Source organism: Streptomyces sp. NPDC046759, from assembly GCF_040645475.1.
Taxonomy (GTDB): Bacteria; Actinomycetota; Actinomycetes; order Streptomycetales; family Streptomycetaceae; genus Streptomyces.
On sequence record NZ_JBEYYJ010000035.1, the window covers coordinates 17,222 to 39,185 of the forward strand.

22 protein-coding genes are annotated in these 21,964 nt (G+C 72.1%); 12 read left to right on the forward strand and 10 right to left on the reverse strand.

The annotated features are described in order from the left end of the window. Positions 1–2: 2 nt before the first annotated feature. Entirely contained in the window at positions 3–1,559 is a 1,557-nt protein-coding gene (locus ABZ919_RS34820; protein ID WP_361256033.1) for an FAD-binding oxidoreductase, read from the reverse strand. Positions 1,560–1,909: 350 nt separating this feature from the next. Between ABZ919_RS34820 and pstS the strand changes: the two genes are divergently transcribed. The 4 genes from pstS to pstB all read left to right on the forward strand — a co-directional run bounded on the left by pstS (position 1,910) and on the right by pstB (position 6,047). Next, a complete protein-coding gene (gene pstS / locus ABZ919_RS34825; protein WP_361256270.1) occupies positions 1,910–3,043 on the forward strand; it encodes a phosphate ABC transporter substrate-binding protein PstS in 1,134 nt (377 codons plus the stop codon). 110 nt (positions 3,044–3,153) lie between these two features. Beyond that, on the forward strand, positions 3,154–4,161 hold the full coding sequence (pstC, locus tag ABZ919_RS34830; RefSeq protein ID WP_361256036.1) for a phosphate ABC transporter permease subunit PstC: 1,008 nt from the start codon (positions 3,154–3,156) through the stop codon (positions 4,159–4,161). Beyond that, positions 4,158–5,219, forward strand: a complete 1,062-nt coding sequence (gene pstA / locus ABZ919_RS34835; RefSeq protein WP_361256038.1) for a phosphate ABC transporter permease PstA — start codon at positions 4,158–4,160, stop codon at positions 5,217–5,219. Before pstC ends, pstA begins: the two co-directional genes overlap by 4 nt. A gap of 51 nt (positions 5,220–5,270) precedes the next feature. Beyond that, positions 5,271–6,047, forward strand: coding sequence for a phosphate ABC transporter ATP-binding protein PstB (gene pstB, locus ABZ919_RS34840; RefSeq protein ID WP_361256041.1), 777 nt, complete (start codon positions 5,271–5,273; stop codon positions 6,045–6,047). A 577-nt stretch (positions 6,048–6,624) separates the two neighbouring features. Here the strand turns inward: pstB and ABZ919_RS34845 are convergent. Together ABZ919_RS34845 and ABZ919_RS34850 are read right to left on the reverse strand one after the other, a co-directional pair. Then, positions 6,625–7,623: an inorganic phosphate transporter gene (locus ABZ919_RS34845; RefSeq protein WP_361256044.1), complete on the reverse strand. Its 999-nt coding sequence runs from the start codon at positions 7,621–7,623 to the stop codon at positions 6,625–6,627. 7 nt (positions 7,624–7,630) lie between these two features. Then, a complete protein-coding gene (locus ABZ919_RS34850) occupies positions 7,631–8,251 on the reverse strand; it encodes a DUF47 family protein (RefSeq protein WP_361256047.1) in 621 nt (206 codons plus the stop codon). Between the two features lie 218 nt (positions 8,252–8,469). Between ABZ919_RS34850 and ABZ919_RS34855 the strand changes: the two genes are divergently transcribed. Beyond that, on the forward strand, positions 8,470–8,823 hold the full coding sequence (locus ABZ919_RS34855) for a metal-sensitive transcriptional regulator (RefSeq protein WP_361256050.1): 354 nt from the start codon (positions 8,470–8,472) through the stop codon (positions 8,821–8,823). Between the two features lie 4 nt (positions 8,824–8,827). On the opposite strand, the gene ABZ919_RS34860 is transcribed toward ABZ919_RS34855, so the two are convergent. Together ABZ919_RS34860 and ABZ919_RS34865 are read right to left on the reverse strand one after the other, a co-directional pair. Further along, complete coding sequence (locus ABZ919_RS34860; RefSeq protein WP_361256053.1) at positions 8,828–9,013, reverse strand: hypothetical protein; 186 nt, start codon at positions 9,011–9,013, stop codon at positions 8,828–8,830. Between the two features lie 92 nt (positions 9,014–9,105). Then, a complete protein-coding gene (locus ABZ919_RS34865; RefSeq protein WP_361256055.1) occupies positions 9,106–9,963 on the reverse strand; it encodes a hypothetical protein in 858 nt (285 codons plus the stop codon). 143 nt (positions 9,964–10,106) lie between these two features. On the opposite strand from ABZ919_RS34865, the gene ABZ919_RS34870 reads away from it, so the two are divergent. Next, positions 10,107–10,292: a hypothetical protein gene (locus ABZ919_RS34870; protein ID WP_361256057.1), complete on the forward strand. Its 186-nt coding sequence runs from the start codon at positions 10,107–10,109 to the stop codon at positions 10,290–10,292. Positions 10,293–10,301: 9 nt separating this feature from the next. On the opposite strand, the gene ABZ919_RS34875 is transcribed toward ABZ919_RS34870, so the two are convergent. The 3 genes from ABZ919_RS34875 to ABZ919_RS34885 are packed head-to-tail and all read right to left on the reverse strand — an operon-like array spanning position 10,302 to position 14,173. Then, the gene (locus ABZ919_RS34875; RefSeq protein ID WP_361256059.1) at positions 10,302–10,715 is read right to left on the reverse strand and encodes an NUDIX hydrolase; all 414 of its coding nucleotides are present in this window, start codon (positions 10,713–10,715) and stop codon (positions 10,302–10,304) included. A gap of 19 nt (positions 10,716–10,734) precedes the next feature. Then, a complete protein-coding gene (locus ABZ919_RS34880; RefSeq protein WP_361256062.1) occupies positions 10,735–11,838 on the reverse strand; it encodes a CHAD domain-containing protein in 1,104 nt (367 codons plus the stop codon). Beyond that, positions 11,819–14,173, reverse strand: a complete 2,355-nt coding sequence (locus ABZ919_RS34885) for an RNA degradosome polyphosphate kinase (protein ID WP_361256065.1) — start codon at positions 14,171–14,173, stop codon at positions 11,819–11,821. Before ABZ919_RS34885 ends, ABZ919_RS34880 begins: the two co-directional genes overlap by 20 nt. 801 nt (positions 14,174–14,974) lie before the next feature. On the opposite strand from ABZ919_RS34885, the gene ABZ919_RS34890 reads away from it, so the two are divergent. From ABZ919_RS34890 to ABZ919_RS34910, 5 genes are all read left to right on the forward strand, one after another. Next, a complete protein-coding gene (locus ABZ919_RS34890; protein WP_361256067.1) occupies positions 14,975–15,526 on the forward strand; it encodes an RNA polymerase sigma factor in 552 nt (183 codons plus the stop codon). Further along, a complete protein-coding gene (locus ABZ919_RS34895) occupies positions 15,523–16,347 on the forward strand; it encodes a zf-HC2 domain-containing protein (RefSeq protein ID WP_361256070.1) in 825 nt (274 codons plus the stop codon). The genes ABZ919_RS34890 and ABZ919_RS34895 overlap by 4 nt, the downstream gene beginning before the upstream one ends. 78 nt (positions 16,348–16,425) lie before the next feature. Further along, on the forward strand, positions 16,426–17,292 hold the full coding sequence (locus ABZ919_RS34900) for an ABC transporter ATP-binding protein (protein WP_361256073.1): 867 nt from the start codon (positions 16,426–16,428) through the stop codon (positions 17,290–17,292). Next, positions 17,289–18,815 carry an ABC transporter permease gene (locus ABZ919_RS34905; RefSeq protein ID WP_361256076.1) on the forward strand — a complete coding sequence of 509 codons (1,527 nt, stop codon included), beginning with the start codon at positions 17,289–17,291 and terminating at the stop codon, positions 18,813–18,815. The genes ABZ919_RS34900 and ABZ919_RS34905 overlap by 4 nt, the downstream gene beginning before the upstream one ends. Beyond that, entirely contained in the window at positions 18,803–19,516 is a 714-nt protein-coding gene (locus ABZ919_RS34910) for an ABC transporter (protein ID WP_361256078.1), read from the forward strand. Before ABZ919_RS34905 ends, ABZ919_RS34910 begins: the two co-directional genes overlap by 13 nt. On the opposite strand, the gene mshD is transcribed toward ABZ919_RS34910, so the two are convergent. Both mshD and ABZ919_RS34920 read right to left on the reverse strand, forming a co-directional pair. Further along, complete coding sequence (gene mshD, locus ABZ919_RS34915) at positions 19,473–20,399, reverse strand: mycothiol synthase (protein WP_361256081.1); 927 nt, start codon at positions 20,397–20,399, stop codon at positions 19,473–19,475. The two genes, ABZ919_RS34910 and mshD, sit on opposite strands and share 44 nt — an antisense overlap. A gap of 96 nt (positions 20,400–20,495) precedes the next feature. Further along, positions 20,496–21,209 (reverse strand): PH domain-containing protein, encoded by a 714-nt coding sequence (locus ABZ919_RS34920; protein WP_361256084.1) that lies wholly within the window; start codon positions 21,207–21,209, stop codon positions 20,496–20,498. A gap of 263 nt (positions 21,210–21,472) precedes the next feature. Between ABZ919_RS34920 and ABZ919_RS34925 the strand changes: the two genes are divergently transcribed. After that, complete coding sequence (locus ABZ919_RS34925) at positions 21,473–21,961, forward strand: MarR family transcriptional regulator (RefSeq protein WP_361256087.1); 489 nt, start codon at positions 21,473–21,475, stop codon at positions 21,959–21,961. Positions 21,962–21,964: the final 3 nt, after the last annotated feature.

Sequence of the window (21,964 nt, forward strand, 5' to 3'; positions counted from 1 at the left end):
CGTCACAGCCCTTGGGCGTACGAGAAGAACCGCTGCGGGTCGTACTGCTTCTTGACCTTCCCCAGCCGGGTCACCGCGTCCCCGTAATAGGCCTTCTTCCAGTCCGTCAGCGTCGCGTCCGTGTAGTTCTGGTACGCCGCCCCGGAGGCGTAGGGGGCCATCGCCCGGTGTGCCGACGTCAGCCACGACTGGGCGGTGGCACCGGAGGCCCCCGCGCCCCAGGACGCTATGTACTGGGCCAGCATGCGCGAGCGGCGGTGGACGAAGGCGGTCGCCGTCGGGGAGACGCGGTTGACCGCGCCGCCGAGCGCCGTGAACGCGATGCTGCCTGCGCCGCCCCGCACCGAGCCGATCTGCCGCAGCACCGTCTGGATGCCGGCCGCCGACAGCGAGCGGTCGAAGAAGTCGGAGCGGGCCGCGTACGTCTCCCGGCCCAGCCGGCCCTGCGGGGAGCGGCCCGGGGTGGAGCCCGGGAGGTGGCACTGGGTGTCGGTGGAGAGGGAGGAGCACCCGGCGTAGATCTCCATCGCCTCCTCGTAGCCGCGGCGGCGCAGGGTGACGGAGGAGGCGTTCGCGCCGGCCGCGTGGGCCAGACGGTCCACGGCGTTCTGCAGTTCTCCGTAGGTGCCGAGGGAGAAGCAGGCCACGGAGACGGTGGGGGTGCGGCCCGGCGCGCACTCCAGGTGCAGGGAGGACCAGATCTCGTCCGGCTGGCTCGGGCCCCACTCCTGCCAGGCCTTGAGCACGCCGGCCGCCTTGGCCCACGGCCATGTCATGTACGCCGTGACCGCCTGCGGTGCCGGGTGCGTCTTGAACTGCAGCTCGGTGACGACGCCGAAGTTGCCGTTGCCGGCACCGCGCAGGGCCCAGAACAGGTCGGCGTGGTTCGTCGCGTCGGCGGTCACCTGGGTGCCGTCGGCCGTGATCAGCGTCGCCTGGGTGAGGCTGTCGCAGGTCAGGCCGTAGGCGCGGGAGGCGACGCCGTGGCCGCCGCCGAGCACCAGGCCGGAGACCCCGACGGTGGGGCAGGAGCCCGCGGGTATGGTCACGCCCTTCGCGGCCAGCCCCCGGTAGACGTCGATCAGCTTGGAACCGGCGCCGACGACCGCCGTGCCACCGGAGACGCGTATGCGGTTCAGCCGGGAGACGTCGAGGACGAGGCGGTCGTCGCCCGAGGAGTAGCCCGCGTAGGAGTGGCCGCCGTTGCGTATGGACACGCGGACGCCGTGGGCCTGGGCGTAGGCGAGGGTCGTACGGATGTCGCCGGCGTGCGCCACATACGCCACCGCGGCGGGCCTCAGGCCGTCGAAGCGGGTGTTGTACAGCTGGTGGGCCGTCGTCCAGGCCGCGTCGCCGGGCCGGACCAGGGTGCCGTCCAGGGCGTGGGCGAGGGCCGTCCAGTTCGCGGCGGCGTTCGCGCTGGTGGTCTTCAGCGACGTGAGGGAGGATGAGCGCGTGCTCTCCGAGGCGGTGGACCTGTCGGAGCCCGAGCTGCACCCGGTCAGTGTGGTCGCGGCCAGCACGGCCGTGCCGCCCGCGATGAACGTACGCCGTTCCATGCCCATCGTTCTTCGTCGCCTTTCGGTGGGCCCCCTTGGCCCGTCGTGGGGTGAGACGACCCGATGAGCAGGTTGGTTCGTAACAGTTCACGCACAGGGAAACGAACACAGAAGGGGCGGGGGCGTGAACCCACTGCCGGAACCTCCATGTGTTCTCCCCGTAAGCATTCCGTGACCTAACCAGGCCGACGGCAGGGGTTCACCCGCCGTTCACTTCCGGCCATCGGCGGCTTCACCTGTTCTGCCTAATTTCGGCCGTGCACGGTGCGGAGCGCGGCCATATGCGCTCGCGCTACCTCCATACCTCGCACGCCGCCGACAGCGGCGGCTCCTGGAAGGAACTCCCGAAAGTGATGCTTCAGCGCAAGAACCGGCTGCGCGCCATCTCCCTCGGTGCGATCGCCGTCTCCGGCGCCCTGGCCCTGACGGCGTGCGGCTCCGACGACAACGGCAGCGGTTCCAAGGCGTCGGGCAACCCGTCCACCTCGACCAACGCCTCTTCCATCAAGTGCGATGGCGCCAAGGGCCAGCTGCTGTCGGACGGCTCTTCCGCGCAGAAGAACGCGATCGACGCCTGGGTGAAGCAGTTCTCGCAGGCCTGTGGCGTGCAGATCAACTACAAGGCCGGCGGTTCCGGTGCCGGTGTGACCTCCTTCACCCAGGGCCAGATCCCGTGGGCCGGCTCCGACTCGGCGCTGAAGCCCGAGGAAGTCGCCGCCTCCAAGAAGGTCTGCAACGGCGGCCAGGGCATCGACCTGCCGATGGTCGGCGGCCCGATCGCCCTCGGCTTCAACATCAACGGCGTCGACAAGCTCACCCTGGACGCCTCCACGATCGCCAAGATCTTCGACGGCAAGATCACCGACTGGAACGACCCGGCGATCGCCAAGCTGAACAAGGGCGTCAAGCTCCCCGACCTGAAGATCCAGGCCTTCCACCGCTCGGACGACTCCGGCACCACGGACAACTTCACCAAGTACCTGAAGGCCACCGCCCCGAGCGACTGGAAGTACTCCGGCGGCAAGACCTGGCAGGCCAAGGGCGGCCAGTCCGCCGCGCAGTCCTCCGGCGTGGCCCAGCAGGTGAAGCAGACCAACGGCGCCATCGGCTACTTCGAGCTGTCCTACGTCTCCGACGGCATGAAGGCCGTCAGCATCGACACCGGTGCCAGCGCCCCGGTCGCGCCCAGCACCGACGCCGCCACCAAGGCCATCTCCGACGCCAAGGTCATCGGCACGGGCAAGGACCTCTCGCTCAAGCTGAACTACAACACCAAGGCCGACGGTGCCTACCCGATGGTCCTCGTCACGTACGAGATCACGTGTGACAAGGGCACCAAGTCCGACCAGCTGGCGAACGTGAAGCCGTTCCTGAACTACATCGCCTCCGAGGACGGCCAGAAGATCCTGCCGAGCCTCTCCTACGCCCCGATCCCCGACGAGATCATCGCCAAGGTCCGCACCACCATCAACGGCCTGAGCTGACCTGATCCGAGAGTGCGGCCCGCCCGACAGGGCCGGGCCGCACCGTCCGGTGCACCGCCGCCACGAGCCGCCCGCCATCGGCGAGCGGCTCCGCAGACCGGAGAACCCTGATGGACATATCGACGAAGACAACCGACGCACCTCCCCCCACACCCCAACCGAACGCGGCGGAACTGAAGCGGAACGCTCGCGGCGTGAGCCGCCCCGGTGACCGCATCTTCCTGGGCCTCTCCCGCGGATCGGGCATCCTGCTGCTGGTCATCATGGCCGCGATCGCGGTCTTCCTGGCCTACCGTGCCTCCCTCGCGATCAGCGACGACCACGGGAACTTCCTGACCAGCTTCGAGTGGAACACCAACCTCAACCCGCCGGTGTTCGGCATCGCGGTCCTGGTGTTCGGCACGGTGGTCTCCTCGGTCATCGCCATGGTTCTCGCGGTGCCGGTAGCGGTGGCCATCGCCCTGTTCCTCACGCACTACGCCCCGCGCCGGATGAGCGGCCCCATCGCGTACGTGATCGACCTCCTCGCCGCCGTGCCGTCCATCGTCTACGGCCTGTGGGGCGCCCTGATCCTCGTACCGCACATGGACGGCCTCTTCGGCTGGCTGAACGACTACTTCGGCTGGACCGGCATCTTCTCCTGGGACGGCGGCGCGCCCCGCTCGATGCTCACCGTCGGCATCCTGCTCGCGATCATGATCCTGCCGATCGTCACCAACGTGAGCCGCGAGGTCTTCCGCCAGGTCCCGCAGATGCACGAGGAAGCGGCCCTCGCCCTCGGCGCCACGCGCTGGGAGGTGATCCGCATGGCCGTGCTGCCCTTCGGACGCTCCGGCGTGATCTCCGCCTCCATGCTCGGCCTCGGCCGCGCCCTCGGCGAGACCATGGCCGTCGCCACCGTGCTCTCCCCGGACTTCGACATCCACGCCAGCCTGCTCAACCCGGGTGGCGGTACCTTCGCACAGAACATCGCCAGCAAGTTCGGTGAGGCCACCGAGCAGGGCCGTGACGCGCTGATCGCGTCCGGTCTCGTCCTGTTCGTCATCACCCTGCTGGTCAACGGCGCGGCCCGCATGATCATCGCCCGCCGCAAGGAGTACTCGGGGGCCAACGCATGAGCACCGCAGCCGTCACCCACAAGCGCCCCAGCACGCTGCGCGGCGCCAGCCTTCCGAAGTGGTGCCCGTGGGCCATCGCCGCCGGCTCGGTCGTCCTGGCCGTCGCCATCGGCCTGATCGGCGGGCTGAACAGCAAGGCCGAGTGGGGCCTGATCGCCGCGATCCTCTTCATCCTCGGGACCTACGGCATCGCCGCCCGCGTCGAGGGCCGCCGGCAGGCCAAGGACCGGGTCGCCACCTCCCTCGTCTGGGTCGCGTTCCTGCTCGCGGTCATCCCGCTGGTCTCTCTGATCTGGACCACCGCCAAGCGCGGCGTGAAGGTCCTCGACGTCTACTTCCTCACCCACTCGATGGGCGTCGTCGCCGACTCCGAGCCCGGCGGCGGCATCTACCACGCCATCATCGGCAGCCTGGAGCAGGTCGGCCTCGCCACCCTGATCGGCGCCCCGATCGGTGTCCTCACGGCGATCTACCTGGTGGAGTACGGGCGCGGCAAGCTCTCCCGCGCGGTCACCTTCTTCGTCGACGTGATGACCGGCATCCCCTCGATCGTCGCGGGTCTGTTCATCCTCAGCCTCATGCTGATGGCCGACATGCAGCCCTTCGGCTTCGCCGGCTCCCTCGCCCTGGCCATCCTGATGATGCCGGTGGTCGTCCGCTCCACCGAGGAGATGCTCAAGCTCGTCCCGAACGAGCTGCGCGAGGCGTCCCTGGCACTCGGCGTGCCGAAGTGGCGCACCATCCTGAAGGTGGTCCTGCCGACCTCCATCGGCGGCATCACCACGGGCATCATGCTGGCAGTCGCCCGTATCGCGGGCGAGACCGCGCCGATCCTGCTGCTGGTGTGGGGCAACTCCTTCATCAACAACAACCCGTTCTCGGGTGCCCAGCAGGCGCTGCCGCTGTACATCTACCAGCAGTACGCGAACAGCGCGGGTTCGAGCGCGGCCTACGACCGCGCCTGGGCGGCGTCCCTCACGCTGATCGCCTTCGTGATGATCCTCAACCTGGTGGCCCGCGGAATCGCCCGCTGGAAGGCCCCGAAGACCGGTCGCTGAGTCGCGGCCAAACTCGGCGACTGACAAGACTTATCTGGAAGTGAAGTAGACATGGCCAAGCGAATCGACGTAAGCGGTCTGACCGCCTACTACGGCTCCCACAAGGCGATCGAGGACATCTCGATGACCGTCGAGCCGCGTTCGGTGACGGCGTTCATCGGCCCCTCCGGCTGCGGCAAGTCGACGTTCCTGCGCACGCTGAACCGTATGCACGAGGTCACCCCCGGTGGCCGCGTCGAGGGCAAGGTGCTGCTCGACGACGAGGACCTGTACGGCCCCGGGATCGACCCGGTGTCGGTGCGGCGCGAGGTCGGCATGGTCTTCCAGCGCCCGAACCCCTTCCCGACGATGTCGATCTTCGACAACGTGGCGGCGGGTCTGCGCCTGAACGGCAAGTACCGCAAGAACGAGCTGAACGACATCGTCGAGAGGTCGCTCAGGGGCGCGAACCTCTGGAACGAGGTCAAGGACCGCCTGAGCAAGCCCGGCTCGGGGCTGTCGGGCGGCCAGCAGCAGCGCCTGTGCATCGCGCGGGCGATCGCGGTGGAGCCGAAGGTGCTGCTCATGGACGAGCCCTGCTCCGCGCTGGACCCGATCTCCACCCTCGCCATCGAGGACCTGATCGGTGAGCTGAAGGAGCGCTTCACGATCGTCATCGTGACGCACAACATGCAGCAGGCCGCGCGTGTCTCGGACCGTACGGCGTTCTTCAACCTGGCGGCGGTGGGCCAGCCCGGTCGGCTGATCGAGATCGACGACACCGAGCGGATCTTCTCCAACCCGTCCGTCCAGGCGACGGAGGACTACATCTCCGGCCGCTTCGGCTAGGCCGGCCGGTGCCGGTGTCACGGACGCCGGTGTCATAGGACCCCTCGCGGTGCTGCATGGCGGTGCCACCGCGAGGACGCAAGAGGGCCCGCCCCTGGCTCCCGGGGGCGGGCCCACTGCGTTCGCCTCCGGCGGCTGTTCCGGGGTCTGCGCCCTCGATCCCGCCGGGGCTCCGCCCCTGACTGCGCTGGGGCTTCGCCCCTGACCCCGGCGGGCTTCGCCCCTGGTCGCCACCCCCGGCCCCGGCTCTCCGTCTACGACCCCACCGGGTCCCCCCCCGCCCCCCGGCTCTCCGTCTACGGGTCTCCGCCCTCGACCCCCCTCACCCACCCACCCACCCGACTTGGTCGGCCGGGGCGGGGGAACCGTTGGCTCGGGGGCCGGGGTGGGGCTCGGGCGGGGTGTCGGTCGGCTGAGAGGGCCGGGGTGGGGGCGGGGGATCGGTTGGCTGATGGGTTCGCGGCGGGGAGCCGGTCCGCCGCCCAGCCCCCGGCTCTCGCCTTGCAGCGAAAAGCCCACCCCTCGGTCGGCCTTGCGGTCGACCGAGGGGTGGGCGGGTGGGAGAGGGGGAAGGGCGCTACAGCACCGCCAGGTCCACCACTCCGAAGGCCAGCGCAGCGACCAGCGCGGCGGCGGGCATCGTGATGAACCAGCCCATGACGATGTTCTTGGCCACGCCCCAGCGGACGGCGTTGACCCGCTTGGTCGCGCCGACGCCCATGATCGCCGAGGTGATGACATGGGTGGTGGAGATCGGCGCCTTGAACAGGTACGCCGTACCGAACATGATCGACGCGCCGGTCGCCTCCGCGGCGAAGCCCTGGGGCGGGTCCAGCTCGATGATCTTCCTGCCCATCGTGCGCATGATGCGCCAGCCACCCGCGTAGGTGCCGAGGGACATCATCACGGCCGAGACCACCTTGACCCAGACGGGGATCGGGTCGCCGAACGTCTCATGGCCGGAAATCACCAGTGCCATCACGACGACACCCATCGTCTTCTGGGCGTCCTGGAGGCCGTGGCCGAGGGCCATGCCGGCCGCGGAGACCGTCTGCGCTATGCGGAAGCCCCGCTTGGCCTTGTGCGGATTGGCCCGGCGGAACAGCCACATGATCGCCAGCATCAGCGCGTAGCCGACGATCAGGCCGACCACCGGGGACAGGATCATCGGCACGATGACCTTGTTCACCACCCCGTTCCAGTGGACCGCCGTACCGCCCGCCAGCGCCGCGCCCACCAGGCCGCCGAACAGCGCGTGGGAGGAGGACGAGGGCAGGCCGAAGTACCAGGTGGTCAGGTTCCAGGTGATGGCGCCGACGAGCGCGGCGAAGAGGATGCCCATGCCCGCGGCGCCGGAGGGGGTGGCGATCAGGCCTTCGCTGACCGTTTTGGCGACACCCGAGCCCAGGAAGGCACCGGCGAGGTTCATCACCGCCGCCATCGCGAGGGCCGCCCGGGGCGTCAGGGCGCGGGTCGACACGGACGTCGCGATCGCGTTGGCCGAGTCGTGAAAGCCGTTGGTGTACGTGAAGAAGAGCGCGACCGCGATGGTCACGACCAGGGCGAAGGTGTCCATCGACGCCTCAGGACTCCTTGACGGCGATGGTCTCCACCGTGTTCGCCACGTGCTCGAACGCGTCCGCCGCTTCCTCCAGGACGTCCACGATCTGCTTGAGCTTGAGCACCTCGATCGCGTCGTACTTGCCGTTGAAGAGGTGGGCGAGCAGCTTGCGGTGGATCTGGTCCGCCTGGTTCTCCAGGCGGTTCACCTCGATCCAGTACTCGGTGAGGTTGTCCATCGTGCGGAGGTTCGGCATGGCCTCCGCCGTCAGCTCGGCGGCCCTGGCCAGCACCTCGATCTGCTGCTCGACGCCCTTCGGCAGCTCCTCGACGTTGTAGAGGACGACCAGGTCGACGGCCTCCTCCATGAAGTCCATGATGTCGTCCAGGGACCCGGCGAGGGCGTAGATGTCCTCGCGGTCGAACGGCGTGATGAACGAGGAGTTCAGCTGGTGGAAGATCGCGTGCGTGGCGTCGTCACCCGCGTGTTCCGCGGCCCGCATACGCTCTGCGATCTCGGCTCGGGCAGGTGCGTCCGCCCCGAGCAGTTCCATCAGGAGTTTCGAGCCGGTGACGATGTTGTCCGCGGATGCGGAGAACATGTCGTAGAAGCTCGTCTCCCTGGGGGTCAGACGAAAGCGCACGTGGGGTCCTCGGGGTGCTTCGGTTTCGGTCAGGCTGATGCTAGGCGCATCATCCGGCCACGGCTATCGGGCCGCATCCCAGTGTCGCCCATCGGGCAAAGTGATCAGCACGGGGGCGCACCAAGGGCTCCCTACCCCGGAAAGTTGGTTACCATATACCCAGTAGGGGTATGTATCCCCGATTGTGCTCGCAGCTCGTCCCGAGATGGAGGCCCGCGATGACGACGACCGAGGCCGGCGCCACGGCTCCCTCCGAGGCCGCGAGTGAGGCCGCGCACACTTCGCACGCGACGCACGGCTACCACAAGCAGAAGGACGAGCACCTCAAGCGGCTGCGCCGGATCGAGGGGCAGATCCGCGGGCTGCAGCGGATGGTCGACGAGGACACGTACTGCATCGACATACTGACCCAGGTCTCGGCCTCCACCAAGGCGCTGCAGTCCTTCGCGCTGCAACTGCTGGAGGAGCACCTGCGGCACTGCGTGGCCGACGCCGCCCTCAAGGGCGGTGACGAGATCGACACCAAGGTGGACGAGGCGACGAAGGCGATCGGCCGCCTCCTGCGGTCCTGACCCCTCAGGACTCCCAGGACCGCCCGGACTCCCGCTCCTCGGACACCCGCAGCACCTCGTCGATGCTCTCCAGGCTGAGCCGGTCCTCGGCCGCGGACGCCGCGATGATCAGTTCTCCGCACAGCTCGATCTCGGCGAGGGCCACATGGTCCTGCACCGCCGTACCGCCGACCGGAGCCACCCGCCTCACCTCTTCCCTGCAGTCACCGACTTCCTAGAGTAGGCAGCGCTCTACTCACCGCGCATGGCACGGACGGGCTACTTACGGGGTGGTACCCCTGACTAGTGCCCGGGCCGGCGCCCGTCTTCGGCGATGCGGCCCGCGTAGATGTCCGCCGAGCGCGGCAGCCGTACGTCGGCGGGGGCGCCGAAGTCGTAGAGCAGGGTCGTCGAGGCGACCGCCACGGGGGTCTGCTGCCGGCCGTTGACGAAACTGAAGCGCTGCCTGAGCTTGCGGATACGGCCCTGGTCGTCGAGATACGCGTCGAACGGGACTTCGGCCGTGGCGAAGCCTTTCGCCGCCGCGGCCAGCGCCTGCCTGTTCTCGGCGGAGGCAAGGCGGGAGGCGCTGTTCAGGTCCGCCGTGCCCCGGTAGTGCCGTACGGCGGTGCCGCCGACCGCGGTCCGGCCGAGGTAGGTCGCCTCCCGCGTCCCGCGCAGCACCTCGGCCGCCGCGTACGGGTCGGTCGCGCCGCCGGTGACCAGGTTGCCGTCGGACAGCGTGGTGGTGTCCACCCGCACCCACTTGTCGGCGGGCACGCCGGCGCCCCGGTTCTTCATGAACAGGGCGCCGGGAGCGAGGAGTTCGGTGATCGGCCGGTGCTCGGAGGTGCCCGCGGGGTCCTCGGGCAGGACGACGGTGAGCCGGCCGAACCGGTGCCGGTAGTCGTAGGCGCCCTGGCCGCGGATGGTGACCCGGGTGCCGCCCGTCGCCATCTCCATGGAGGTGGTGGCCCTGGAGCTGCCCGCGCCGCGCAGTGTGTCGGCGGCCCGGCGCAGGACGGCGAGCGGGTCGCCCCCGCCCTTGACGTCCTCGGCGGCGGCCCCGCTGCCGGAACAGCCCGTGGCACCCGCCCCGAGGCCGAGCATGATGCCGACCGCGACGACCGTCCTGCCCGCTCTGTGCTGCCGCCGATCCATCGCCTGCCTACCCCCAGCCGGTACGTCCGTCACGGGCCCCCTGTCGTCCGGTTAACGACGGGTAGGGGGCGCCGTCACGCGCCGCCGGGGGTGGCGTGGCAGGCGTACCAGCCCTTTACCGTGGGGTGGGTAACGTTGTCGGTGTGGCAGTCACCTCGGCGCAGCAGGACGGGCCGGAGCCCGCCCGGACCGGGCAGGAACACCTCGTCGGCACGTCCGAACAGGGCCGCTTCTGTGTAGCCAACTGCACGTGCGGCTGGCGCGGCCCCGCCCGCAGAGCCCGCAGTCAGGCCCGCACGGACGCGGACGGCCACCTGGCGGGCCGGTGACATCCTTCGCTACCGGTGCTCGAACGGCCGCACGAGGGCGTCCACCAGGTCCCGGTCGCGGGGCTGGGTGAGCCGGCCGCGGGCCGCGGCGGGGGAGAGCCACAGGATCCGGTCCACCTCGGCGTTCGGGACGAAACGACCGGAGACGGCCTCGGCCGCCCAGTAACGCACCTGCTTCGGGCGGCCGTTCGCGAGATACCGCAGGGTCGGCAGCTCCTCGCCGGGCTCGGCCGTGTACCCGGTCTCCTCCGCGGCCTCCCGGAGGGCACCGGCGAGCGCCTCCTCGCCGCGCTTGAGCTTGCCCTTCGGATGCGACCAGTCGTCGTACTTCGGCCGGTGGACCAGGCAGATCTCCAGGTCACCGGCGACCGGCGAGCGGCGCCACAGCACGCAGCCGGCCGCCCGCACCAGGATGTCGCTCACACCGCCTCCTCAGGGGAACTCAGGGTGCGCTGACGGTCTGCTTCTGCCAGGCCTGCTGGAAGGCGAACCTGGCGGCCTCCACCTCGTGCCGCTGATCGGCGTGGAGCACGCCGAGCGCGTACGCCGTCGCCGGGGCGATCCGGGGCGTGCGGGCGGCCTGGGCCGCCGCCGCTGCCGCCTCCGAGGCGTCCCGGTGCCGGTTCAGGGCCTGTCCGGCCGCCAGCAGGCCCACGTCGACCGGCGTGCTGCCGCCGCGCAGCACCTCCTGGGCGTACCGGTGCAGGCGCAGCAGCAGCCGGACCTGGTGCCAGGGACCGTCCTGGGGGTGGGGGGACGGGTCCGGGGACAGGCCGTGGACGAGGGCCTCCGCGTTGTACGGGTGGCCCGCGGTGACCAGGGGGAGCGCACCGATCGCGTCTGTCAGCCGTTCCTCCGCAGCGGCTGCCAGGGGACGCAGGTCGGTGGTGGGGGCGGTGGGGGTGAGGGGGACCTCGCTGGCCAGTACGGCGACCTTGTCCGCTACGGCGTGGAACCGGCTGGACCCGAGCGCCTGCAGGGCCGTCGAGTGGGCCCGTGTCCGGGCGAGGGTGAGCTGGCGTTCGAGCAGGGCGCCTGCTTTGGCCGCGCCCACCGTCAGGTTGCCGCGCTCCGGAGCGGGGCTCGCCGGGCCAGCGGCGCCGAGGGCTGCCGCGCCCACCCGTGCCGCTCCGGCGGCACGGCCGCCCGCGGGGACGACGTCCACTGCCTGGGCGGGCACCACCGTCGCCCCCGACAGCCGGTGCAACGCCAGCAACAGGCGCTCCAGACGGGCCTCGTACGCGTGCTCCAGGCCCAATGTCCCGGACAGCCAGGCCAGTTCGGGGCGCATCTCCTCGGACCAGTCGGGGTCGAGGAGCGGGCGGAAGGTGTGCAGGCTGCCGCTGATGCGGCGGGCCGAGCGGCGCAGCAGGCGTGCCGCGTCGACGGACTCCTCCGCGCCGCCCGCCGTGGTGCCGCCGGTCTCCCGGTGCAGGCGCAGGGCGCGGAGGAACTCTGTGGCCTGGGCGCACAGGTACGCCGCCAGGGCATCCCCGTTCACCACCTCGGCCGTGGGGTCCGTCGGGTCAAGGTGTTGCTGTGCCACGCCGGCGCCTCCGGGCGTCTATGAGCATCTCCTGGACGTTGCGCAGGGGTTGGCCGTCCGCGTCGGTCGCGTGTCGCGTCCACTCGCCGTCCGGGCCGAGGTGCCAGGAGGCCGTGGTGTCGGACATGCCGGTGTCCAGCAGCCGGTTGAGGGCTGCGCGGTGGGCCGGGTCGACGACGCGGACCAGGGCCTCTATCCGGCGGTCGAGGTTGCGGTGCATCATGTCGGCGCTGCCGATCCACACCTCGGGCTCGCCGCCGTTGCCGAAGGCGAACACGCGGGAGTGCTCGAGGAAGCGGCCGAGGATCGAGCGGACCCTGATGTTCTCGGACAGGCCGGTGACGCCGGGACGGATCGCGCAGATGCCGCGCACCCACACGTCCACCGGCACGCCCGCCTGGGACGCGCGGTAGAGGGCGTCGATGACGGCCTCGTCGACGATCGAGTTGACCTTGATGCGGACGAAGGCAGGACGGCCCGCGCGGTGGTGCTGGACTTCCTTGTCTATTCGCGAGATCAGGCCGTCGCGCAGGGACTTGGGAGCCACCAGCAGGCGGCGGTAGGTCTCCCGGCGCGAGTAGCCGGACAGGCGGTTGAACAGGTCGGAGAGGTCCGCGCCGACCTGCGGGTCGGCCGTGAGCAGGCCCAGGTCCTCGTACAGGCGCGCCGTCTTCGGGTGGTAGTTGCCCGTGCCGACGTGGCTGTAGCGGCGCAGGGTCTCACCTTCCTGGCGGACCACCAGGGACAGCTTGCAGTGCGTCTTCAGGCCGACCAGACCGTAGACGACGTGGCAGCCGGCCTCCTCGAGCTTGCGCGCCCACTTGATGTTGGCGTGCTCGTCGAACCGGGCCTTGATCTCGACCAGGACGAGGACCTGCTTGCCGGACTCGGCGGCGTCGATGAGCGCGTCGACTATCGGGGAGTCGCCGGAGGTGCGGTACAGGGTCTGCTTGATCGCGAGGACGTCCGGGTCGGCGGCCGCCTGCTCCAGGAAGGCCTGCACGGACGTGGAGAAGCTGTCGTACGGGTGGTGCAGCAGCACGTCCCGGGTGCGCAGGGCCGCGAAGATGTCCGGCGCGGACGCCGACTCCACCTCGGCGAGGTCGCGGTGGGTGCCGGCGACGAACGCCGGGTACTTCAGCTCGGGCCGGTCCAGGCGGTGGATGCGGAAGAGGCCGGTGAGGTCCAGCGGACCCGGCAACGGGTACACCTCCGCCTCGCCGATCTTCAGTTCGCGCACCAGCAGGTCCAGCACCTCGCGGTCGATGGACTCCTCGACCTCCAGCCGCACCGGCGGGCCGAAGCGGCGCCGCATGAGCTCCTTCTCCAGGGCCTGGAGCAGGTTCTCGGCGTCGTCCTCCTCGACCTCCAGGTCCTCGTTGCGGGTCAGCCGGAAGGCGTGGTGCTCCAGCACCTCCATGCCCGGGAACAGCTCCTCCAGGTGCGCGGCGATGACGTCCTCGATGGGGACGTAGCGGCCCGGACTGCTCTCCAGGAAGCGGGACAGCAGCGGCGGCACCTTCACGCGCGCGAAGTGCTTGTGGCCGCTGACGGGATTGCGTACGACGACGGCCAGGTTCAGGGAGAGACCGGAGATGTACGGGAACGGGTGCGCGGGGTCGACGGCCAGCGGGGTCAGGACCGGGAAGATCTGGTGCCGGAACAGCGTGAACAGGCGGGCCTGCTCCTTGTCGGTCAGCTCGTTCCAGCGGACCAGGTGGATGCCCTCCTCGGCGAGCGTGGGGGCGACGTCCTCGTGGTAGCAGGCGGCGTGCCGGGCCATCAGCTCCCGCGAGCGGGCCCAGATCATCTCCAGCACCTCGCGCGGCTGCAGCCCGGACGCGGAGCGGGTGGCGACGCCGGTGGCGATACGGCGCTTGAGACCGGCCACGCGGACCATGAAGAACTCGTCCAGGTTGCTCGCGAAGATCGCGAGGAAGTTCGCTCGCTCCAGCAGCGGCGTGTTCGGGTCCTCGGCCAGCTCCAGGACGCGCTCGTTGAAGGCGAGCCAGCTGCGCTCACGGTCCAGGAAACGCCCCTGTGGCAGGGGGGTGCCGCCGCCCTGCGCGTCCTCGTAGGCATCGAGGTCCGCGTCGATGTCGGGTTCCAGGTCGGAGACCGTGGCGGCGACGGTGTGCGGGCGGTGGGCGGCTATGGAGCCCACGGGAGGCTGTGCGTGCTGGACCGGTGCCTGGGCGTCTTGCTGACTCATGAGTCCATTCTTCCGCGCCATGGGGCTGACGGGCGCGTCGGAACGTGCGGGCGGGAGTGTCACGGTCCCGTTCTGCGCGGGCCCCTCGGGGGGCGGCGAAGGCTCTGGCACGGCGGGCTTCATTGGCCGAGCTTCGCAAGTCTGGCTGAATCGATGGTTACGGAGACATGACGTGCGGGATAGCGGGGGGCGGCTCCCGGGCGTCGCAGTCGCGAAAACGACGCGTTCGCTCCCCCGGGACTGCCGTGTGCGGCGTGCCTTGGTGGGGCCGTCGGTCGTCCGCGGGCCGTCGTGGCTGATCGCACGGTTCCCGCGCCCCCGGGCAGCCCAGGCCCGCACCCCACGACGGCCCCGCAGCGTTCAGGCGGACAGCCGCCGCAGTGTCCCACACGCCGCCGCCGCGGCGAGCGGTCCGCGAGAGCACCGTCCCGCAGGCCGCCGGGTTCGGGGACCAGAGGCCGGGCAGCGCGTCGCGCAGGGGTTTCCGCAGCTCACGCAGGTACAGCCAGGCCACCGGGGTGACGCCCGGCGCCGCGGCGAGCGCGGGCAGGGTGCGCCCGCGAGCCCGGCCGGGCCACCCGCGGCCGGCGCGAACAGCACGAGCGCGGGCAGCGCGGGCAGCGGGGGCCGCGCGGCTACGTGCACCAGCCCCCGGACGCCTCGCAGGCCCGGGCCGGGGGCGCCGCCGAGTGGTGAGCCAGAGCAGTTCACCGACGGCGAGGAGCAGGAACGCGCTCTCCACGAGCGGCGCCGGGCGGTGCAGCCGCAGCAGGGTGCGGCGGGAGGTGGGGCGCGCGGCAGCGGGTGCGGTCATGCGGTGGCTTCCCGGGGCGTGGAGGGGCAGCACGTCCAGGGTGTAACGGTGATCCAAAAGTGAAGCGAGGTTCCGTGAACCGATCGAGGGCCCCGGTCCGATGAGGAGACGTGAGCGAGAAGAGAAGCGACGGGGAGCTGCTGCGGGCCATCGCGGCGGACCGGGACCGGCGCGCCTTCGAGGAGCTGTACCGGCGGTACGCGCCCTGGCTGACCGCGCGCCTGCGCGGCCGGTGCGCCGACGCCGGGGTCGTCGACGACGTCGTGCAGGAGACCTTCCTGGCGATCTGGCGCGGCAAGGCCCGCCATCGCGACGAGGGCGACCGCGTGGACGCCGCCGGGTGGCTGTGGCGGATCGGGTCGCGCCGGCTGGTCGACGCGCTGCGCGGTGACGGGGCGCGCGGGCGGCTGCGGCAGGCACTGGCCCGGCTGCGGCACCGGGACGAGGCGTCCGCCGAGGACCGCGTGCTCGCGGGGGTGGAGCACGGGGACCTCGCCGGCGCGCTGGTCCGGCTCTCACCCGAGCTGCGGGCGGTGCTCCAGGCGACGGTCGTCGACGGCCTGACCACCCGTGAGGCGGCCGTCCTGCTCGGCATTCCGCCGGGCACGGTCAAGACCCGCGCGATGCGGGCCCGGAAGCAACTGCGGGAGGCACTGACATGACCTGGCATGTCGCCGAGGACGACCTGCGGGCCTACGCGCGCGGGGACCTGGCGCCCCCGCTGCTGTGGTCCGCCGACACCCACCTGGCCGCCTGCGCACGCTGCCGGGCGGTGCTGGCCGAGGGCTGGGACACCGGCGCGCTGGACGCGGCCTGGGAGCGGCTGGACGCCGAGCTGGACGCGCCCCGCCCGGGCCTGTGCGAACGGCTGCTGGTACGGCTCGGTGTGGCGGACCACACCGCACGGCTGCTGGCCGCCACACCCCTGCTGCGCCGCTCCTGGCTGACGGCGGTGACGCTGTTGCTGGTGATGTCGGTGCTGACGGCCCACGGCAGCCACTCGGACAAGCTCTTCCTCGCCCTGGCCCCGATGCTGCCGCTCGCCGGCGTCGCCCTGTCGTACGGGCCCGCGCTCGACCCGACGTACGAGATGGCGGTCGTCTCGCCCGTGCACGGCTTCCGTCTGCTGATGATCCGCACCACCGCCGTGCTCGCCGCCGCGCTCGGCCTGTCCGGCCTGGCGACCCTCGCGCTGCCCGGGGTCGGCCTCGGCGCGCTCGGCTGGCTGCTGCCCGGGCTCGCGCTCACCGCGACCGGGCTCGCGCTGACGCCCCGGCTCGGCCCGGTCCTGGCACCGTCGGCGGTCGGCGGGGCCTGGGCCGCGCTGCTGCTGGCGGCCCAGGCCCACCAGGGGGGCGCGGGGGAGCTCGTCCCGTTCACCGCGGCCGGCCAGGCGGTGGCGGCGGGGGTCGCCGTCCTCGCCGCCGGCCTGCTCTTCACCGTCCGTGACCGTTTCGACCAGTCCCGCGGGGGCGCCGTATGACCACGTTCGACCAGCACCACGGGGGTGCCGTGTGACCGCGACCGCTGCTGTTTCCACGCCTTGCCACGGAGGTACCGCATGACCGTCACCGTCACCGTCTCCGCCTCCGGGCTGGCGCTGCGCTACGGCGCCACCCGCGCCCTGGACGAGGTGTCCCTGCGGCTGAGCCCGGGTGTCACCGGGCTGCTCGGGCCCAACGGCGCGGGAAAGACGACCCTGTTGCGGGTGCTCGCCACCGCCGTGCCCGCCGATGCCGGTGCCTTCACGGTCCTCGGGCACGACCCGGCCACCGCACGCGGCCGCCAGGAGGTCCGGCGCGTGCTGGGCTACCTGCCGCAGACGCCCGGCTTCCACCCCGACTTCACGCCGTTCGAGTTCGTGGACTACGTGGCGATCCTCAAGGAGCTGACCGACCGCGCCGCACGGCACCGGGAGGTGCGGCGCGTGCTGGACGAGGTCGGCCTCGCCGAGGTGCGCGGCAAGCGCGTCAAGAAGCTGTCCGGCGGGATGCGGCAGCGGGTCGCACTGGCGGCCGCCCTCGTCGGCGACCCGGGATTCCTGGTGCTGGACGAGCCGACGGTGGGCCTCGACCCCGAACAGCGCATGCGCTTCCGGGAGTTGATCGCCCAGGCCGGCGAGGGCCGCACGGTGCTGCTGTCCACCCACCAGACCGAGGACGTGGCGATGCTCTGCCACCGGGTGCTGGTCATGGCCGACGGCCGCATCCGGTTCGACGGCACCCCCACCGAGCTGGCCGCACAGGCCGCCGGCCGGGTGTGGAGCAGTACCGCACGCGATCCCGGCGCGCGGGCGGGCTGGCGTACCGGCACGGGCGTCTTCCGCAATGTCGGCGACCCGCCCGAGGGCGCCGATCTGCTCGAACCCACCCTGGAGGACGGCTATCTGCTCACCCTCGACGACGACCGCGCGGAGGTGACGGCATGACCGCGACCCTCACGCAGAACGCCGCCCCCACCGCCGTACGCACCGGGGCCGGGGGCTCCTGGGCGGCCGTGGTCGCCCTGGCCCGTTTCGAGGCCCGCCGGCTGCTGCTGCGCCTCCCGGTCCTGATCGCCTTCGTCCTCCACGTCACCTGGATCGTCTGGCACACCTCGCGCTCCTCGGACGACTTCCCCGTCCTCCAGGACGCCGACCGCGCCACCCAGGGTGGCCCGCTGCTCGTCGGCCTGGCGGTGCTGCTGTGCGCGAACCAGGCCGCCCTGCGCTCCCGGCGCCGGGACACCGAACGCCACTTCGTGGTGCTGTCGCTCGCCCCCTGGCGCCGTACGGCCGCCCACATGCTGTCCGTCGTCGTGCCGGCGCTGCTCACTGCCGCGGCCGTGACCGCCCAGTTCACCTGGGAGACCCTCAAACCCGGTGCGGTCGGCCGGGGTTCGGTGGCCGAGCTGCTGACCGGACCGCTGATCGTGCTGCTGTTCGGGACGATCGGGGTGCTGCTCGCCCGGTTGTGCCCTGTGGCCGTGGCCGGCCCGCTGCTCGTCGTGGTGTTCCTGATGCTGTTCGTCGGCGGCGCGCTCCCGTTCGCCGGGCGGGAGACCGGCGCGGTGTGGCTGACGCCGGTGGTCACCACCTCCGGCGTCCGTCCCTTCCCCTCCGACCTGCTGGGCCGCCCCGCCGCCTGGCACGCGCTCTATCTCGCCGGTCTCGCCCTGACCGCGGCCCTGCTCGCCGTGCTGGTCTCGGGCGGCCGCACCCGGACCGTGCAGGCGGCCCTCGCCGGGGCGCTGGCCCTGGCCGTGCTGGGCGGGGTCGTGCAGACGGGCGGGGTCACCGCGGCGACGGCGGCGGCCCGGACCCGTGACTCGCTCACCCCGGAGAAGGTCCAGACGTGCACGAGGCGCGGCCCGTCCCACTACTGCGCCTTCCCCGAGTGGACGCCGCGCGTCGACGACTGGGCGCGGGTCGCGGACCGGGTGCAGGCCCTCGCCGGCGGCGGCGCGCACGAGCGGCCGCTGCTCGTACGGCAGCGGGTGGAGGCCCGCTACGACCTCGGTGACGCCGCGATCGCCCCGTCCACCCGCCCCGGACAGGTGACCGTCGGCACCTCCTGGGGAGGCAACCGGGTGCCGGAGTTCTCCACCGCCGTGGCCGGGGTGCTGGTCGCGGACAACGAGAAGAACGCCGCCGGACTGTGCGACGGCCGGATGGTCACGGTGATGTGGCTGTCCCTCGCCTGGCAGCGCGACCCCGAGTCCGTGCTGCGGCACGTCCGCCTCGACGACAGCCTCACCGGCTCCGCGATCGTCCTCTCCCGCACCGAGCCCCTCACCATGACGGCCGGCCAGACGAAGGTCGTCCGCGCCCTGTTCCGCCGGCCGTTCGACGGCGTCGCCGCCCGGGTGAAGGCGCACTGGACCGAGCTGACCACCCCCAAGGTCACGACGGCCCGGGCCGCCGAACTGCTGGGCCTGCACATCGACGTGGGGGCGGACCGATGCACCGGCTGACGGTGACGCCGGCCATCCGGACGCCGGTCGCACTGGTGGTCCCGGTCTGGCGCACCCTGCCCTGGCGGGCGCTGGGTGTGGCCGGTGCGGTGGGCCTGCTGCCCGCCGCGCTCACCCGGCTGCCCGGCCCGCCACCGGGCCCCCTGGAGTCGGTGACCCTGCTGCGGGCCGCCGTGCTCGCCTTCTCGCTGGGGCTCGCCTTCCTCCTGGACGACCCGGCCCGGCACACCACGGCTCCCGTACCCGTCCGCCGTCCGGTGCGCACCGCGCTGCGGGCCGCCCTGGTGACGCCCGTCGCGGCACTGTGGTGGACGGCCGTCCTGCTGCTGGTGCCGGGACCGGCCCGGCCTCCGGCCGGGGACATCACCCTGGAGGCCGGCACCGCCTTCCTCCTCGCCGCCGCCGGGGCCACGGCCGCCGTGCGGCACACGGACACCCCGGAACCCGGGCGGGCCGTCGCCGTCGCCCTGCTCACCGCCGCCGTTGTCGCGCCGCTGCTGCTGCCCGCCCGCTGGGCGCTGTTCGTGACGCCCGCCGACCCGAGGTGGGCCGCGGGGCACGAGCGGTGGGCGTGGGTGCTGGCGGCAGCGGCGGTGGCGGGAGCGGTGTCGCTGCGGGAGCCGCGGTCGCGGCGGCCGGTGCTCGGGTCGGCCTCGCTCAGGTCTCCGTGCGGTACATCAGGTCCGTCTCGTAGGTGGTGAACCCCAGCCGCTCGTACACCGACACCGCCGCCTGGTTGTCGGCGTCGACGTAGAGCATCGCGGTCGGCAGCTGCTGGCGGGCCAGGTGGCGCAGGCCGATCGTGGTGAGGGCCTTGCCGAGTCCGCCGCCCTGTTCGCCGGGACGCACGCCGAGGACGTAGACCTCGCCGAGTCCCTCCTCGGCGTGCACCTTGGTCCAGTGGAAGCCGATCAGCTCCCCGCGCCGCTCGGCGAGGAAGAACCCGGCCGGGTCGAACCACGGCTCGGCCTTGCGGTCGTCGAGGTCCCGCTGGGTCAGCGAGCCCTGCTCGGGGTGGTGCGCGAAGGCGGCGGCGTTGACCGAGAGCCAGGCCGCGTCGTCCTTGCCGGGCACGAAGGCACGCACGCTCACGCCTTCCGGCAGCACCGGGTCGGGCAGCGTCAGGCCGCTCAACGGCCGCCGCATCTGCCGCAGTTCGCGGAACAGGGTCAGACCGAGGACCTGGGCGAGATGCCGGGCGGCGGGATGCCCGCCGTGCGCCCACACCCGCAGCCGCTTGCCGGAGGCGGCGAGCAGCGCCGAGCCGAGCGCCCGGCCGTGCCCGTGGCCGCGGTGCACGGGGTGGACGACGAGTTCGGCGGCCGGCGCCTCCACCGGGTCGGTGTCCTCCAGCTGGGCGTAGCCGACGAGTTCGCCGTCGACGGTCAGCAGCAGATGTGAGACGCCTTCACGGGCGTCCCCGCGCAGCCGCAGCCGGCCCTGCTCGGACACCGGCTGCTGCCCGTCGACCCCGGCGGCCTCGGCGAGCAGGGCCCGCACGGCCTCGGCCTGGTCGGGGGAGAGCGCGGACCGGGTCTCGATGGAGCGGGCGGGGAAGGCACGTACGGTGTCGTCGCTGCTCATGGGTAGAGGGTACCGGCAGCCCCCCGTCCTTCCCGGCTCCGGAATCCCGGCCCCGCCCCGGAGAAGCACGAGCTCAAGCGCCCCGTGGGTCACACACTAGCGCGGCAGCCGCAGGGCGCGGGCGGCGCAGTACCGGCCGAGCAGGGGCCCGAGCAGGCCGAGGGCGGCCAGCGGTACGACCACGAGCAGCAGGACGAGGTTGGCCGGCCTCCCGGCGATGTCCTCCGCCAGCGCGACCAGGATCATGACGGCGAACACCACGACGGCCGCGACGCTCGCCCACTGCCATCCCCGGCGCCGCCCGGCGTGCCGCAGGATCCGTTCCTCGATCTCGGCCCGCTGCCCGTAGGGCATGCCGTAGTGCCAGGCGGCCGCGCGCAGGGCCGCGACCTCGGCACAGGGGTCGTCCAGTTGCCACTCGTTGATGTGGGGGAGCAGGAACCGGTGGCCCTCGGAGTCGTACAGAAAGGCCGGCCACCGGGGTTGGCCGTTCATGGGCCGGCTGCCGGTGTTCTCGACGCGGATGTCGTACACGGCGGACCACGCCCAGGTGCGCGTCCGCAGAGGGCCCTGCCGGGTGATTCCCCGCGGCGTCACCACGGTGTGCGCCCGCCACTCCAGCAGGGCGCCCCAGATGCCGATCGCCAGGAGAGCGGCGAACGCGGCGGGGGCCCACCAGATCGGCAGGGTGTGGTGGGTGCGGATGGTCTGCAGCGCGGCGTTGCCCACGAGGATCAGCGGCAGCAGCGCGGCCTGGAGGGGCCGTCTTCGCTGTCTGCGGTACACCCGTGCCGGCCCGGCCTCGTCCATGGAAGTTCCCCTCCCCGGCGCACCGGAGAGGTGCGCGACCGAGGAGAGGCTAGACCTCGTGTCGGGGGCGGTGCGGAGGGGGTCGGCGGTCGGTTCCGCTCGGCCCGGTGACGGCCGTCGAGACGCCGGTGGCGCCGCTGACGGCGACGGTGGGCACGATGGTCCACCGGTGGATAGGATGACCGCGAGTAGCTGCGTGGCGCATTAGCTGCGCGACGCAGGAGAGCTCGCGGATCTCGCTGCGCCGCGCAGTTGTCTTGGAGGTGAGTCAGGTGACGGAGCCGCGCCGGGCCCGGCTGTACGAGGAGCTGTCGACGGAGTCGCGCCGCCATCTCGCGTCGTACGTGCTGTTCAACCAGGCCGTGGCCGACCACCTCGGCCTGCACCCCACCGATGTGCAGGCCCTGAGCCTGCTGACGGTCGAGCCGGAGCCCCTCACCGTCCGGCGGATCGCCGACCTGACCGGGCTCACCACGGGCTCCGCCACCCGCCTGGTGGACCGGCTCGAGCGCGGCGGCTATGTGCGCCGCACCCCCGACGCACGGGACCGCCGGCGCGTCCTGGTCACCCCGGTGCCGGAGCGCGTCGCCCGCGTCACCGCGGTGTGGGACGAGCTGGGCGGGGCCTGGCAGGCGCTGCTCGACGACCACAGCGAGGACGAACTGCGGGCGATCACCCGCCACATGCGCCGCGCGAACGACCTCAGTCGCGCCCAGATCCAGCGCCTGCGCGCCATGCCCAAGGCCGGCTGAGCC

Bases quoted from the DNA above. Each gene is read 5' to 3' on its own strand.
- ABZ919_RS34895 (WP_361256070.1), top strand. From the start codon at position 15,523: ATGACCTGGCATGTCGCCGAGGACGACCTGCGGGCCTACGCGCGCGGG.
- ABZ919_RS34900 (WP_361256073.1), top strand. From the start codon at position 16,426: ATGACCGTCACCGTCACCGTCTCCGCCTCCGGGCTGGCGCTGCGCTAC.
- pstB (WP_361256041.1), top strand. From the start codon at position 5,271: ATGGCCAAGCGAATCGACGTAAGCGGTCTGACCGCCTACTACGGCTCC.
- ABZ919_RS34855 (WP_361256050.1), top strand. From the start codon at position 8,470: ATGACGACGACCGAGGCCGGCGCCACGGCTCCCTCCGAGGCCGCGAGT.
- ABZ919_RS34845 (WP_361256044.1), bottom strand. From the start codon at position 7,623: ATGGACACCTTCGCCCTGGTCGTGACCATCGCGGTCGCGCTCTTCTTC.
- pstC (WP_361256036.1), top strand. From the start codon at position 3,154: ATGGACATATCGACGAAGACAACCGACGCACCTCCCCCCACACCCCAA.
- ABZ919_RS34865 (WP_361256055.1), bottom strand. From the start codon at position 9,963: ATGGATCGGCGGCAGCACAGAGCGGGCAGGACGGTCGTCGCGGTCGGC.
- ABZ919_RS34905 (WP_361256076.1), top strand. From the start codon at position 17,289: ATGACCGCGACCCTCACGCAGAACGCCGCCCCCACCGCCGTACGCACC.
- ABZ919_RS34885 (WP_361256065.1), bottom strand. From the start codon at position 14,173: ATGAAGCCCGCCGTGCCAGAGCCTTCGCCGCCCCCCGAGGGGCCCGCG.
- ABZ919_RS34910 (WP_361256078.1), top strand. From the start codon at position 18,803: ATGCACCGGCTGACGGTGACGCCGGCCATCCGGACGCCGGTCGCACTG.
- ABZ919_RS34920 (WP_361256084.1), bottom strand. From the start codon at position 21,209: ATGGACGAGGCCGGGCCGGCACGGGTGTACCGCAGACAGCGAAGACGG.
- mshD (WP_361256081.1), bottom strand. From the start codon at position 20,399: ATGAGCAGCGACGACACCGTACGTGCCTTCCCCGCCCGCTCCATCGAG.
- pstA (WP_361256038.1), top strand. From the start codon at position 4,158: ATGAGCACCGCAGCCGTCACCCACAAGCGCCCCAGCACGCTGCGCGGC.
- ABZ919_RS34820 (WP_361256033.1), bottom strand. From the start codon at position 1,559: ATGGAACGGCGTACGTTCATCGCGGGCGGCACGGCCGTGCTGGCCGCG.